Source organism: Brevibacillus sp. HB2.2 (assembly GCF_013284275.1).
Classification (GTDB): domain Bacteria; phylum Bacillota; class Bacilli; order Brevibacillales; family Brevibacillaceae; genus Brevibacillus; species Brevibacillus brevis_D.
Genome location: NZ_JABSUV010000038.1, coordinates 46,008 through 60,309 on the forward strand (window position 1 = coordinate 46,008; position 14,302 = coordinate 60,309).

Annotated in this window: 12 protein-coding genes; 11 read left to right on the forward strand and 1 reads right to left on the reverse strand. The window is 48.6% G+C overall.

Translation table 11 applies throughout. The features are described from left to right. Positions 1–53 precede the first annotated feature (53 nt). Positions 54–569, forward strand: coding sequence for a DinB family protein (locus HP401_RS23255; RefSeq protein WP_173606700.1), 516 nt, complete (start codon positions 54–56; stop codon positions 567–569). Positions 570–789: 220 nt separating this feature from the next. On the opposite strand, the gene HP401_RS23260 is transcribed toward HP401_RS23255, so the two are convergent. Then, positions 790–1,884 (reverse strand): ATP-binding protein, encoded by a 1,095-nt coding sequence (locus tag HP401_RS23260; protein WP_309145153.1) that lies wholly within the window; start codon positions 1,882–1,884, stop codon positions 790–792. A 175-nt stretch (positions 1,885–2,059) separates the two neighbouring features. On the opposite strand from HP401_RS23260, the gene HP401_RS23265 reads away from it, so the two are divergent. The 10 genes from HP401_RS23265 (at position 2,060) to HP401_RS23310 (ending at position 14,194) form a co-directional block, all read left to right on the forward strand. Next, complete coding sequence (locus HP401_RS23265; RefSeq protein ID WP_173606701.1) at positions 2,060–3,709, forward strand: AraC family transcriptional regulator; 1,650 nt, start codon at positions 2,060–2,062, stop codon at positions 3,707–3,709. A gap of 112 nt (positions 3,710–3,821) precedes the next feature. Continuing rightward, positions 3,822–4,826, forward strand: coding sequence for an iron-hydroxamate ABC transporter substrate-binding protein (locus tag HP401_RS23270; RefSeq protein WP_087349219.1), 1,005 nt, complete (start codon positions 3,822–3,824; stop codon positions 4,824–4,826). Between the two features lie 19 nt (positions 4,827–4,845). After that, positions 4,846–5,853, forward strand: a complete 1,008-nt coding sequence (locus HP401_RS23275; RefSeq protein ID WP_173606702.1) for a FecCD family ABC transporter permease — start codon at positions 4,846–4,848, stop codon at positions 5,851–5,853. Then, complete coding sequence (locus HP401_RS23280) at positions 5,846–6,865, forward strand: FecCD family ABC transporter permease (protein ID WP_173606703.1); 1,020 nt, start codon at positions 5,846–5,848, stop codon at positions 6,863–6,865. Before HP401_RS23275 ends, HP401_RS23280 begins: the two co-directional genes overlap by 8 nt. A gap of 9 nt (positions 6,866–6,874) precedes the next feature. Next, the gene (locus tag HP401_RS23285) at positions 6,875–8,212 is read left to right on the forward strand and encodes an alpha/beta hydrolase-fold protein (protein WP_173606704.1); all 1,338 of its coding nucleotides are present in this window, start codon (positions 6,875–6,877) and stop codon (positions 8,210–8,212) included. A gap of 277 nt (positions 8,213–8,489) precedes the next feature. Next, positions 8,490–9,716, forward strand: a complete 1,227-nt coding sequence (locus HP401_RS23290; RefSeq protein WP_173606705.1) for an MFS transporter — start codon at positions 8,490–8,492, stop codon at positions 9,714–9,716. A 31-nt stretch (positions 9,717–9,747) separates the two neighbouring features. Then, complete coding sequence (locus tag HP401_RS23295; RefSeq protein WP_173606706.1) at positions 9,748–10,131, forward strand: MmcQ/YjbR family DNA-binding protein; 384 nt, start codon at positions 9,748–9,750, stop codon at positions 10,129–10,131. Between the two features lie 53 nt (positions 10,132–10,184). After that, positions 10,185–11,555 (forward strand): sigma-54 interaction domain-containing protein, encoded by a 1,371-nt coding sequence (locus HP401_RS23300; protein ID WP_173606707.1) that lies wholly within the window; start codon positions 10,185–10,187, stop codon positions 11,553–11,555. Positions 11,556–11,959: 404 nt separating this feature from the next. Beyond that, entirely contained in the window at positions 11,960–13,342 is a 1,383-nt protein-coding gene (locus tag HP401_RS23305; protein WP_173606708.1) for a GntP family permease, read from the forward strand. A 66-nt stretch (positions 13,343–13,408) separates the two neighbouring features. After that, positions 13,409–14,194, forward strand: coding sequence for a 3-hydroxybutyrate dehydrogenase (locus HP401_RS23310; RefSeq protein WP_012684101.1), 786 nt, complete (start codon positions 13,409–13,411; stop codon positions 14,192–14,194). Positions 14,195–14,302: the final 108 nt, after the last annotated feature.

The window sequence follows — 14,302 nt, forward strand, 5'->3', positions numbered from 1 at the left end:
TTTATATTGAAAGCAAAGAAGAGATGGAAAAAGGGAATGGGGGCAGATTGAATATGAAGCATGAAGCATTGCGTTTGTACGAATACCATGTATGGGCAAACGAAAAGGTATTCAAGCGGTTGCAGGAGGTACCAGAGGGAGTAAGTGAGCAGGAGGTTCCCAGCGTGTTTCCGACCATCACCCAGACGTTGGCTCACATTCTCAAGACGGATTATGTTTGGTTGTTGGCCATGAAGGGGGAGAGGTACGAAGAGGTAGGACCGAAAGTTGGGGTTCTTTTGCAGGAATTAAAAGGGAAAAACGTACACGAGCTGCGAAAACTGTTTGCCGAATCAGCCCAGCAGTTCAGAGACTTCTTCGGGCAAATCTCGATGGAGGACACCGCGCCTTATACGCACCCGGCATTAGGCACGGTTCATGCTCGTTATGCAGACATCGTCCAGCACGTCGCCAACCACGGAACCTATCACCGAGGCAATATCTCCGCCATGCTTAGACAAATGGGTCACGCGGGAGCTTCCTCCGATTACATTTTTTATTTGTTCGAGACTTCGGCGGTAGAACAATAAACAGCGAAGATCTTAGGGACACCGACCGAGACGTAATGCAAAAAGCGAAACACGCCCTTAAGCGTCCACCTCTGAGATACTTCCAGATTGGACCACTTTGGACGCGGTTTCGCTTTTTGCATGGAGTCGGCCAGTCAATCCCCCAGTGGGTGGCCCTAGGAGCTGAGTCGTTTTCTCCTGTTCCCTCTCCTCCACTACAGCCACGCAAACCGCTTGTTTTTTAAGGATTCATCGTATGAGCAATCCGCACCTCGAGCCCATTCAAGAACTGACTAAGGTTCGGCTTTCGTTCTCCAATGATACTTTCACCAGGCTTGCCGGGTTCAAAGACCACGTCCTTGTTTTTAGCGACCTCGCTCAAGTAATCTTTGACGATCTGTCCTGTTTTCGTAGCCTCATATTTCTTGGCAAAGTTCTGATACTCTTCCGTGACGGCCGGGAGCAGTTTCATTGTTGCTTCATCAATGGCATCATAACGGTAATCAGACAAATATGTTTTGAGGTAGTCGATATAAAGCGTACGGAGCTTCACTGCACGTGGGCTACTGCGGTAGTTGACCAAATACTCTTCGACTTCAACCATTCTGGGTCCGAGCTCGGCCCGCGTGATTTGCAACCCGCCGTCACCCAAATACGGTTTGCCCGTTTCCGTTTCTTGAATGGACAAGTAGTCCTTCCCTTCCTCGCCGAGCGAAGCAGCATATTTTTGCAGTGCTTTGTAATCCACTTGCCAGTAAAAAGACATGTCGTTCGTTGCCTTTAAGACGAGCCCGCCCTCTGTTTGATTGAGGAGCCATTGTTTGAAACTGTCATCGCCTTCTAGCTTGTTGAAATCGTAAGGGTATTGCAAGGCATACAGCTTTTCCGCATTTCCAGGACGGGCGAGAAAAGCCTTGAAGTTATCGTTTATCGTGGGCAAATGTTTTTCATAGTACTGATCAAGTGCAAAAAATAATTGATCAGCGGTTTTCGTGTCCGTTTTCGCCAGATGCTGATCCAAAAAGGCAGTTAGCTCATTCGCTTCCTTGGCTTGTGTAGCTAGTACGGTGAACTGCTTGAGCAAATCAGCGGCAGGCTTTTCGCCTTTGGTCGCATCAGCAGGAGGTTGCCCAGTGTTTTCCGTTGCAGATGGGGTAGGATCTTTTACCGTCAATTGCTCAGAGGCAGAGGTGCACCCTGTTACAAAAGTAATCGCGATGAGGCTAGAGACAAAAGGTAGAACATATCGTTTCATATCTTCATTTTCACTCCGTATGTTGAATGGTTTCAGTTGATAAATCGTCGTAAATACTTGAGCACCTTGCGTCCAGCGCACTCCCTCCCGTCGTTCCCTTTCTATTGGTACGTACCATACCACGTTCAAGTTATCGGTTCAATTCCATTAAATATTCCTGATAGGAAGCAAGCGTCACTTTTGATATACTTTCTCTATCGATGATAATGAGAATTATTATCAACATTTACATAGAGGATCGGGCAGAGGTGAGAACATGAACGAAACACAAGCCTTGGTTCAACAATTCACAGAGAAGACCATGGCAGAAGCCATTTTTAAGCTGCGTGACATTACATGGCTCAAAGCAAAAGGATATGACCGACTACGCCAACAATTCACTCATTCGCATATTTTGTTGGTCGTAACCGGGGGACGAGGGCGCCTGCGTCTGGAGAACGAGGAGTACCAATTGCGGCAGGATGCGATTTACGTGTGTCCTCCTATGCTTACGTTTGGCATCGTCCCTGATTCGGCTGATCATTTGGAGATGTACATGCTTCGGTTTGATGTCTTTATGGAAACGAAAGACAGACATCGGCGCTTCCAAGCCCTTCGAGAAAAAGATCTGTTTCCTTTTCGGGGAGAGATCTCTGTCCAATCGGCAGGGCAGCTGCCTGTCTATTGTGATTTGATCCAGAATCTATGGAAGCAGGAGACGGCGCTCGAGCGTTTTCGAGGCCAACATACTTTTCAAGAGCTATGGTACCACATCGTCAAGCATGCTCACTTCTCGGCCACAGATTCTGGAATGGCGCTGGAGCAGGCACGCGCACATTTGGAAGAGCATTACTCGGAAAATGTGACGATTGAACAGCTGGCTCGCATCGCAGAGGTGAGTCCAAAATATTTCGTCGATCTGTTCAAAAAAACGTATGGCGTCTCAGCTATGGACTATTTGGCAGAGCTTCGCATTAGCCGGGCGAAGCAGATGATGGTGCAGTCGCATGCCAAGCTGCGGGATATCGCTCATCAAGTGGGCTACAACGACGAGTTTTACTTTAGTCGAAAATTCAAGAAAGCTGTCGGTGTTTCACCCACTCTCTATATGAAAAGCCGCCAACGAAAAATTGCGGCTTACGGCTCGACCATCATTGGGCATTTACTGGCTTTGAAAATGATTCCTTACGCGGCGCCACTGCACCCGAAATGGACGGCTTACTATCATCACAGCTATCGAAACGATATCCCGGTACATCTGAGCGCATTTCGAATTAATCAGAATTGGAAAGCCAACATTGAAATGCTTCGCGATGCCAAGCCGGACGTCATCATTGGCTTGGACGAGACGAGCTTGCAGGAACAGGAGCAACTCAACGAGATTGCGCCCACCTTGTATGTTCCCTTTGAAGCGCGGGGATGGAAAGAACAATTACAGCTCATGGCAGACTTTTTGGGTGAGTCCGTGGAAGCCAATCATTGGCTCTGCGAGTATGAGAAAAAGGCGAAGCGGGCCCGGACAAAGCTTCAACAGGTTCTGGGCGATGAAACGGTGCTCATCGTGCGGGTTTTGAAAAACCAGCTATATGTCCACTGCAATCGCAGTATGAATGAAGTGTTTTTTCAGGATCTGCAAGTCAAACCTGCTTTTGTCTCGAAACAGAAGGAGTACGACCAGCTTGTGACCGCACAGGAATTGGCTGCGCTCGCGCCAGATCGCTTGCTGCTGCTGGTTTGCCAAGAGGCTGAAACGTTGGCATGCTTCCAGGCCTTGAAAGCATCGGGACCATGGCAAGAGATCGAAGCAGTCCGCAACAATCGGGCGCATGTCATTACTTCCGACCCTTGGCGAGAATACTCGGCAACGGCTCATGAACGGATCGTGGAAGAGAGTGTGAAATTGTTTTCAGGAGATCGTCCATGTTGATTCTGGATTTCGTCCATGGTCGGGCAGGAGTGGATGCATTATAATCACGAATGATAATCGTTATCACTCGCGTAGGGTGAAACATTACATTTCTGAGAGGGGTCTTTCAAGAATGAAAAAGATATACCTTGGCTTGAGCATTGCAGCGCTGACATTGGCTCTGACAGCGTGCGGCGGAGGAAAAGAAGCAGCGAATAACACGACTGCACCTACTACAGCACCTGCGACAACAGCTACAGCAGAAAAGCCGGCGGATGAAGCTAATAAAGCAGAGACACGCACGATCAAATATTTGGATAAAGAATATACCGTTCCTAGCAAAACAGAGCGGATCGCCATTGTAGGCAGCATGGAGTCCATGGAAGATTCGCTGGTACTGAACGTGAAACCGGTAGGAGCGATTTCTGTAGGCGGTAAATTCCCTGAGATGTTTGCACCGATTACGGGCGAAGCCACATCCATCGGAGAAAAAATCCAACCGAACCTGGAAACCATCCTGTCCTTGAAGCCTGATGTCATTCTGGGAAGCAGTAAATTCCCGCCTGAAATGGCTGAGAAATTGAACAAAATTGCGCCTACCTTCCCTGTGTCCCACATTTCGACCAACTGGGAAGCGAACCTGCAATTGCTGGGTGAGTTGACTGGCAAACAAGCTGAGGCAGAAAAAGCGCTCAATGAATACAAATCAGGGATTGAAGCGGCGAAAGCAAAATTGGGCGACGGCATAAAGGATAAAAAAGTACTCGTAATCCGTCTGCGCCAAGGAAACATCAACATCTACCCAGAGAAAGTGTTCTTCAACCCAGCTCTGTACGCAGACCTTGGTTTGACTGCACCTGAAGAAGTAAAAGCAGCGAAGGCACAAGAAATCATCTCCATGGAGAAGTTCACCCAGATCAACCCGGACTACCTGTTCATCCAGTTCTCTCCAGATGAGAATAAAGACAAGCCAAACGCATTGGAAGATTTGCAGAACAACCCGATTTGGAAGAGCGTGAATGCAGTGAAAAACGGCAATGTTTACGTAAACGTGGTTGATCCTCTCGCACAAGGCGGTACTGCTTGGAGCAAAACACAATTCCTGAAGGCGGCTGTAGAAAAATTGTCTGCCAAGTAAAAGTGGGCGAGGGTAAGCTATGCAATCCAAAAAAGCAACTTCCATGATCATACTAGCTGTTTCGCCAGTGGTGATCCTGCTTACAATCTTGATCTCCATTCATTACGGGGCCAAGCCGATTGATGCGGGGACGATTTATCAAGCTTTCTTTGCCTTTGATGAAGGGAATGTCGATCATCAAATTGTCATGCACTCTCGCTTGCCGAGGGTCTTGGGCGCACTCATGATCGGCGCGTTCTTAGCGATATCAGGAGCGTTGATGCAGGGGATGACGAGGAATTACCTCGCGTCCCCCTCTATTATGGGCGTGTCTGATGGTTCGGTCTTTGCTGTTACCCTTTGCATGGTTTTCATTCCATCCGCTACGAGTGTCACGATGATTACCATGTCCTTGATCGGTTCAGCACTTGCGGTTGCGATGGTACTCGCTTTTTCTCGACTATTGCCGAACGGCTTAACGCCAGTAGGGATGGCGGTCATCGGTACGATTACGGGTACCTTTCTGAGCAGTATTTCAGCCGCGATTTCTACTTATTTTCAAGTCTCGCAAAACGTCAGCTTTTGGTACAATGCAAGGCTGCATCTCTTGGAGCCTGAATTGGTGAAACTGGCGGTTCCTTTTGCCATCGTCGGTATTGTCATAGCACTTCTTTTGTCCAAATCGATTACGATCTTGTCCTTGGGCGACGAAGTATCTCGCGGCCTCGGACAGAGAACGGTGATGGTTAAAGTGCTGGCAACGACTGCTGTTGTCATTCTCACAGGCATTTCCGTAGCGTTGGCAGGAAAAATCGCTTTTGTCGGGCTAATTATTCCGCATATTACCCGCTTTTTGGTAGGTCTCGATTATCGCTGGATCATCCCATGTACAGGATTACTGGGCGGCATTTTCCTAGCCTTGTCTGACGTTCTCAGCCGATTTATGAACAGTCCGTTTGAGACCCCAATCGGTGTGGTAACGGCCTTTATCGGCGTTCCGTTCTTCCTCTATTTGATTTACAAGAGAGGAGGGGGAAAGCATGCCTGATCGAAAAGCTAGATTTCGTTTGCTGTTACTCGTCAACAGCGCCTTGATTTTGCTGGCGATTTATATCAGCCTGACCAACGGCGTATTTGACATGACGGTGATGGATGTCATCCGAACGTTATTGCGTATGGATCCTGTAGCGGAATTCGATTTGGTTATTTTCGATTTTCGCCTGCCGCGGATCGTTATTGCGGCATCGGTCGGCTTTGGCTTGGGGGTTGCTGGTACCGTCATTCAGGGGATCACCCGTAACGGGCTGGCTGATCCGGGGATTTTGGGCATTAATGCTGGGGCAGGAGCCGCTATCGTCGCCTTTATGTTTTTCTTCGGTGGACAATTTATGGAGGCGAGCTGGTATTCCATCATGGCCATGCCTTTGTTCGGTTTGACAGGCGGATTGCTTGCGGCTGGACTGATTTACCTCTTTGCCTGGCGTAACGGAGCGCTTGATCCACAGCGACTGATTTTGGTGGGGATCGCCATTGGTTCCGGATTAGGTGCTGTATCGCTGTATCTCTCGTTAAAAATGAACCCCAACGATTTTGAAATGGCAACCGTGTGGCTCTCAGGCAGTATTTGGAGTGCCAACTGGACGCATATTGCAGGGATGTTGCCATGGCTAGTCATACTCATTCCTGTTTTGATGCGCAAGGTGCATATTCTCGATTTGCTTCAACTGAGCGAGGAGTCCGTCAAAAACCTGGGTGTGTCCGTGGAAAAGGAGCGTAATATTCTCCTGCTGTCGAGTATCGGGATCGTGAGCGCGTGTGTCTCGGTTTCTGGAGGCATCGGGTTCGTCGGCTTGATGGCACCGCATATTGCTAAGCGTTTGACGGGAATTCAGCACAGGTATGCTCTTCCCTTGTCGGGAACAATCGGGATGCTCATGGTTGTGGCGGCTGACTTTATCGCCAAAACGGTGTTCACACCCATTGAACTGCCTGTGGGTATCGTCATTTCGATCATCGGTGTACCGTATTTCTTCTATCTACTGAGTAGAAGAAAAAAATAAAGAGGGGACGTGCAAATTGTGAAGGGACAATTGCTTGCAGACGTATGCCATCACCGAGCACTGCTCGTATATTTGCCGCCATCCTATGACAAGAGTACGTCCCGTTTTCCCGTCATGTATGTCCATGATGGCGGTGACTTGTTTGATCCTGCGTTTAGTACTGCCCTCGATGCAATCGAAGATAAGTTTGCAGAGGGGAAAATTCCTGAGCTGATTCTCGTCGGCATCCAACCAGGAAACCGCAGGGATGACTATACGCCCTGGTTTTCCAAAGCGATCTCATCTGAGCGCAACATTGATTTTGGCGGGCAGGGAGATGCGTATCTTTCTTACGTTGCCAATGAATGTAAGGCGTATATCGACAGCAAATACAGGACAGACCCTAGGCCCGAAAAAACAGGGATTATCGGATTTTCTCTGGGTGGCTTGATCTCGATGTACGCTGCGCACCAATATCCGGATGTTTTCACGAAAATCGGCAGCATCTCAGGATCGTATTGGTATGAGGGCATGGTTCCGTTTATGCGGGAAAAGAAAATGTACCATCCCGGGCTGAGCATCTACATGGATGTTGGCAGTAAGGAAGGTGCTAAAAAACAAAACATCCAGAAACAAATGGTCCCGCTGACAAAAGAAGCTCATCAGATATTGGCTGATAGCGGCTTCACAGCAGATCAGCTCGTCCTGTTCATGGACGAAGGGGCGGATCATTTGAGCAAATATGCAAACGCCAGATTTCCTGGGGCGTTGCAATGGCTCTGGAATGAGAAGGAGACAGAAATGGAACTGACCAAATTGATTAGAGAGCGTCGCTCAATTCATCGCTTTACAGATCGGGAGGTAGACCCTGCGCTGGTTACAGAACTGATGGATACAGCCGTGTGGGCGCCGAATTATCACATGACACAACCGTGGCGCTTTATTGTGACGTACGGGGAAGGCAAGAAAAGAATCGCCGAGGCCGTGCGAATCATGAAGGAGAAGCGGGAGATTGATCCGTCGAAAAAGAAAGAAGTCGGCGAGAAGTTTTACAATAAAATTATGGCGATTCCGATGCTGATGACGGTCATTATGGAAGAAAGTCCGAACCTGATTACGCGTCAGGACGATTTCGCTTCGACCAGCATTGTCATTCATAACTTTAGCTTGCTGGCGTGGGAAAAAGGCATCGGTCTGACATGGGAGACGTACCCGTGGATTCACGAGCCGGAATTCCGTGAAGCGATGGGCATTCGACCAGGTGAAAAGGTGCTGGGGAACCTGCATATCGGTTATCCAGCCGCGATCCCTAACGCACAGCCACGCATTCCAGCAGCAGAGCGCATCACACTTTTAGATAAGGCATAGGACAAGATCAAGTGAATTTTTCTTGTCACAGGATTACTTTTTGTGGTACCCTTGGGTCATTCTACAAGAAAGGGTGACCATTAAGCCGATGATCTGCTAACTCCTATTTCCACAAAACCAATCGGATAAATCGATGCGTTTTTGGATAGGGGTAGTATGTGCATATTGGCGAATAGATGGTAGATCCTTTTAAGACTCACCAAAGGGTTTCTATGTCTTTTTGACGATAATATGCGTAGCCTCCTGTCCAGATCGCAATGGATAAGGAGGCTTTTTTATGTCAAATGTTTTGAAAAATCGTTATGTCAGGGCTATTTTGTTATCAGCAGTTCTGTTGCAAATCGGAGTATGGGTGCGCAACATGGCGATTCTGCTCTATGTGATGGATCATACAGGAGGCGATCCGTTTGCTGTCTCCATGATTTCTGTGGCAGAGTATGCGCCAATCTTTCTGTTTTCCTTTCTTGCTGGTACGTTTGCCGATCGCTGGCAACCGAGAAAAACGATGGTCTGGTGTGAGGTGCTCAGTGCTCTATCGGTTGTCGGAGTGCTGCTTACCTTTGTTTTCGGCTCCTGGAAGGCCATCTTTTTTGCCACACTCATTTCAGCCATTCTCTCTCAGTTTTCCCAACCGTCCGGTATGAAGCTGTTCAAGCTGCATGTACCTGGTGAACAGCTTCAGGTAGGAATGTCGGCGTATCAGACTATTTTCGCGATCTTCATGGTATTTGGTCCGATTGTCGGTACGTTTGTGTTCCAGCAATGGGGGATGGAGGTTGCTATGGTCATCACGGCAGTTGCGTTCCTCGCAGCGGCGGGTGTCCTGTATTTGTTGCCGCCAGATCGTGTCGAGAAAGAAGAGCAGCAAGAAACGGCACTGCTTGGGGAGATGGTCAGCGGGATACGTTATGTGTTCTCCAGTCGCGTGCTGTCAATGCTTGGCTTTTGCTTTTTGGCTGTAGGCTTCTCATTGGGAATGATCCAGCCGCTTGGGATTTTTATCGTGACCGAACAACTGCAATTGCCAAAAGAAAGCCTGCAATGGTTAATTACCGCCCAAGGTGTGGGGATGATTGCCGGAGGGGCCATGACGATGGCAGCTTCCAAAACGATTCCACCGCAAAAGCTATTGGTTATGGGGCTTCTTGGGAATGCGATCGCAGTAGCGATTTGCGGGATGTCCACGAATCTGTGGCTGACACTTGTTGCCCAGTTCATTGCGGGATTGCTCTTGCCCTCCATTCAAATCGGGATCAACACCATGCTGCTTAAAAACACAGAGAGTACCTTTATCGGTCGGGTGAATGGAATACTGACCCCGTTGTTTACAGGCTCCATGGTCGTCATGATGAGTATTACGGGAGTATTGAAGCTGTATCTTCCGCTCGCAGTCATATACGGGATCGCTGCATTCCTGATGATCATTGGTCTCAGCTTTATTTTGCCGCTTTATCGTATGAGAGAAGGAAACGTGGTGCAAAGTACAGAACAGACTGGTACATGAGCGTTTGGATGCAAAGGGGGGCTTAGACCAGATGGTGCACGAACAGATTTCTTCTATAGAAGGTTTAAAGATGGTAGCTGCTGTTCGCGAGCTGGCGATGCGGTTGCCAGAGGTATCAGAGCAGGTAGACGCTTTTGGACATACATCGTTTCGGGTAAACGACAAGCCGTTTGTCATTTTAGGAGAGGGGGGCACTGAAGGCCCCTCCTTTTCTGTGAAGGTGCTGAAGACGACCCAAGAGATTTTGCTTGCTCAGGAGCATTTTTACAAGACACCGTACATCGGTCATCACGGCTGGGTTTCGATCCTGGACAAAAACGTGACGAGCTATGGTGAAATCGAGGATTACATACGGGAAGGCTATATGTGCGCGGCTCCCAAGCGATTGGTCAAGCAACTACAACACCTCCCCTGATCGTTCCTGTATAATTTTTACACAACCGCATTCAGACAAAGGGGGAGCCGGTTTTGGATTGGAATCTCCAGCAGATGAGCAAATTGCTTGAGGTCGTTTTTGAAAATGCCCATGAACCGATGATCGTAACGGACAAGGACGGAAAAATACTCTTATTGAATCGGAGCTATCGGGAATTTCTTAATGTACAGGACGTGATTGGACAACCAGTGACGGATGTCATCGAAAACACGCGGATGCATATTGTCGGTCAGGCTGGCGTTGCCGAGATCGCTGACATTCAGCAAATAAAAGGACAGAACATGATTGCGCATCGCATCCCGATCATGGACGAAGGAAAAGTGATTGCGGTTCTGGGAACGGTGCTGTTCCAAGATGTGCAAGAGCTCACTGCCTTGGCTGCGATGGTTGCTCAGCTGAAGGATGAATTGACCTATTATAAGAAAGAGCTGCGGCGGCGTATGGGGGCTACCTATCACTTTGACCAAATCGTTGGGTACAGCCAGAAGCTGCAGGAGCTTAAAAAGTTTTCTCAGAAAGTTGCGAAAAGCGATTCGACTGTGCTCATCACGGGCGAAAGCGGGACGGGCAAGGAGTTGTTTGCCCACGCCATTCATGCCGAGAGCAAGCGCAAAATGGGTCCTTTCATTCGGGTGAATTGTGCCGCTATTCCGGATTCTTTGCTGGAATCAGAGCTGTTTGGCTATGAAGAAGGTGCGTTTACCGGGGCTGTTCGCCGCGGAAAAAAAGGAAAGTTCGAGCTGGCCAACCACGGAACCATTTTGTTGGATGAGATCGGGGACATGCCGTTGCCGCTGCAAGCCAAGCTACTGCGTGTGTTGCAGGAAAAAGAAGTCGAGCGGGTAGGTGCTGTAAGAACGACGCCAATCGATGTGCGGGTGATCGCTTCCACGAATTCGGATATGCTTCAAAGCATCAAGGAAGGAAAGTTTCGGGCAGACCTCTATTATCGATTGAATGTCGTGTCACTCTCGATTCCTCCGTTGCGCGAGCGTCTGGAGGATTTGCCGGAGCTGGTTTCGAATCTGCTCAAACAGCTTGGCGAGTCCACTGGCGTTGCGGTCAGGGCCATTGATGAAGAGGTATGGCACGTACTTCGTGGCTACTCCTGGCCAGGCAATGTACGGGAGTTGAAAAACGTGCTGGAAAGAGCTCTGCATCTAATGGAAGACGATATCTTGAAAAAGGAGCATATTTGGCTGCCTGTATCTGACGAAGGGACGCACGAAGCCTTGTCGGTTCCAACTCATGCCGTTCGACCATTGAAACAAGTCTTGGAAGAGGCTGAACAGGAAGCGCTTCGTCAAGCGATGCGGCAAGCAGGGGGGAACAAGCTTAACGCCGCTAAGCTGTTGCAAATCAGCAAGTCCAGCTTTTACGAAAAGTGGGAGAAGTATCAGTAGCACGAGGCGTGTATAAGTCGGGGATGTGGCGTTGAGCCAAGTTCGCGGCTTTTTTCATCTGAAGCAATAGCATTTTGGTAGATTCCGGTTTTCTGGAATAGAGCAAGATGACCTCCGGCAAAAAACCAATAGCCTTCCATGAGCAGATTCCCTAAAAAGTGGGCAGATTTTTGCTAGATTCCATAAAACCGGACAAAAAATTCCGAAATTCCGGAAAATTTGCAAGCGCTATCATCTGCTCCCTAAACTCCAGGCACGATGAAGGGGTATGGTTGAACGATTTTTCTGGAATCGGCTGGGGTTGGCATGGTCCGTGCAATTGAATTAATTTTGAAAGCGTTTTCCTCAAGTGAGTCCACACAATCTCCTCTGTAAAGCGGAGGAGAAATTGAAAGGAGAATTCTATGATCATCGAAGTGTTATCCATCTTGGTTTCGCTCGGCCTGCTGATGTTTTTTGCGTATCGGGGCTATCCTGTTATCGTATTTGCCCCTATTTTTACGCTGCTGGCCGTTGTCCTTTCCGGGATCTCTCTGCTGCCGAGCTACACCGAAACCTTCATGACGAATGCAGCAAACTATGTGAAATCATTCTTCCCTATTTTCTTACTGGGTGCCATTTTCGGGAAAGTCATGGAGTTGAGCGGTGCCGCCTCATCCATTGCCCACACGATTGTGAGAGCGCTTGGCTCCAATCGTGCGATCTTGGCTGTCGTTCTGGCATGTTCGATTTTGACGTATGGCGGAGTTTCCCTGTTCGTTGTGGCATTTGCTGTGTATCCGTTTGCCGCTGCGATTTTCCGTGAAGCCAACATTCCGAAGCGACTCATTCCGGGAACGATCGCGCTAGGGGCTTTTACGTATACGATGGACGCCTTGCCAGGTACACCACAAATTCAAAACATCATTCCTACTACTTATTTTGGTACGGATGCTTATGCTGCACCTGTTGTTGGAACGATTGGCGCCATTCTGGTTTTCATTGGCGGGATGCTATGGCTGGAGCGCAGACGCAAGCAAGCTGTCGCTGCTGGAGAAGGCTACGGCGAGGGACATACAAATGAACCAGAGTTGATCAAAAATGAATCCTACATGAACATCTGGGTCGCAATTCTCCCGTTGGCGTTGGTGCTCGTGGGTAACTATATGTTCAGTAGAGGGATTTGGACAGTAGAGACGTGGTACGATCCAGCGATCCTCAAAGAATCATTTAAGATTGAGAAAGTGAAAAACGTCGTATCTTCTTGGTCGCTGATTATTTCGCTCTGTCTTGGAATTATTGCCGCGCTTTTAATCAATGTGAAGCAAGTCAAAAACAAGCTGGCGAGTGGTTTGACTGCTGCCGCGATGGGTTCTCTCTTGGCGATTTTCAATACTGCTTCCGAAGTTGGGTTCGGAAACGTTGTGAAAACATTGCCGGGCTTCAAGCTCATCCAAGGCTGGATTATGGGAGCAAGTGACCATCCGTTGGTTTCTGAGGCACTGGCTGTAAACGTACTGGCAGGTGTGACCGGTTCAGCGTCGGGCGGTATGTCGATCGCGCTGGAGGTTATGGGTAAGCAATATTTGGAGATGGCGAGTGCTGCGGGAATCAGCCCTGAGTTGCTGCACCGTATTGCCTCGATGTCTTCCGGTGGTATGGACACATTGCCGCATAACGGGGCGGTCATTACACTGCTCGCGATTACTGGTTTGACGCATCGTCAATCGTACAAAGACATTTTCGCGATTACGGTTTTGAAAACAGCTGTCGTGTTCATTCTGGCATTTGCCGTGTCTATTTTCTAATTTTCATCAAAGATAAGCGAGTTTATAGACAGAGAAAATGAGGATCAGGAGAGGAGATAGTAGGGGATGGAGAAGTTGTTGGAGCAACAGGTAGCAGTAGTAACAGGGGCTGCAAGCGGTATTGGATTGGAGATTGCCCGGACGTTTGCCGAGGAAGGGGCGAGGGTCGTCATACTGGACTTGAATGGGGAAGCAGCGGAAGCAGCAGCAGCCCAATTGCAGAAGGAAGGTCACGAAGCAATCAGCTTTGGTTGTAATGTTACTGACGAGGTACAAATGCAGGCGTGCATCCAGCAGACAGTCCAAATTTTTGGCAGACTCGATATCCTAGTGAATAATGCCGGATTGCAATTTGTTTCTCCCATAGAAGAGTTTCCGACTGCAAAATTTGAACAAATGCTCAGTATTATGCTGACAGCGCCTTTTGTCGCGATTAAACACGTGTTCCCCATTATGAAGCAACAAGGCCATGGCCGTATCATCAATATGGCTTCGATCAACGGCTTGATTGGCTTTGCAGGGAAGGCAGCTTACAACAGTGCCAAGCACGGAGTCATCGGGCTCACCAAGGTTGCAGCCTTGGAAGGAGCAGCTGCTGGTATTACGGTAAATGCTATATGTCCGGGGTATGTCGATACGCCGCTGGTACAAAACCAATTAGCGGATTTGGCTAAGACAAGAAATGTGCCGTTGGAAAAGGTGATGGAAGAAGTCATCTACCCGCTGGTGCCGCAGAAGCGACTGTTGCAAGTAAAGGAAGTAGCGAACTACGCTGCCTTTTTGGCTAGCAAGAAAGCGTCAGGCGTTACGGGCCAAGCTGTCGTCATTGATGGCGGGTATACAGCGCAGTAAGCCTGTTAAAGTCCCTGTCTTTATAGGGGCTTTTTTTATTTCGCTAGCTTTTTTAAAAAACTAGCAAAAAAGATCTTGTATTCTTTTTTTAGATGTGATAGATTATTA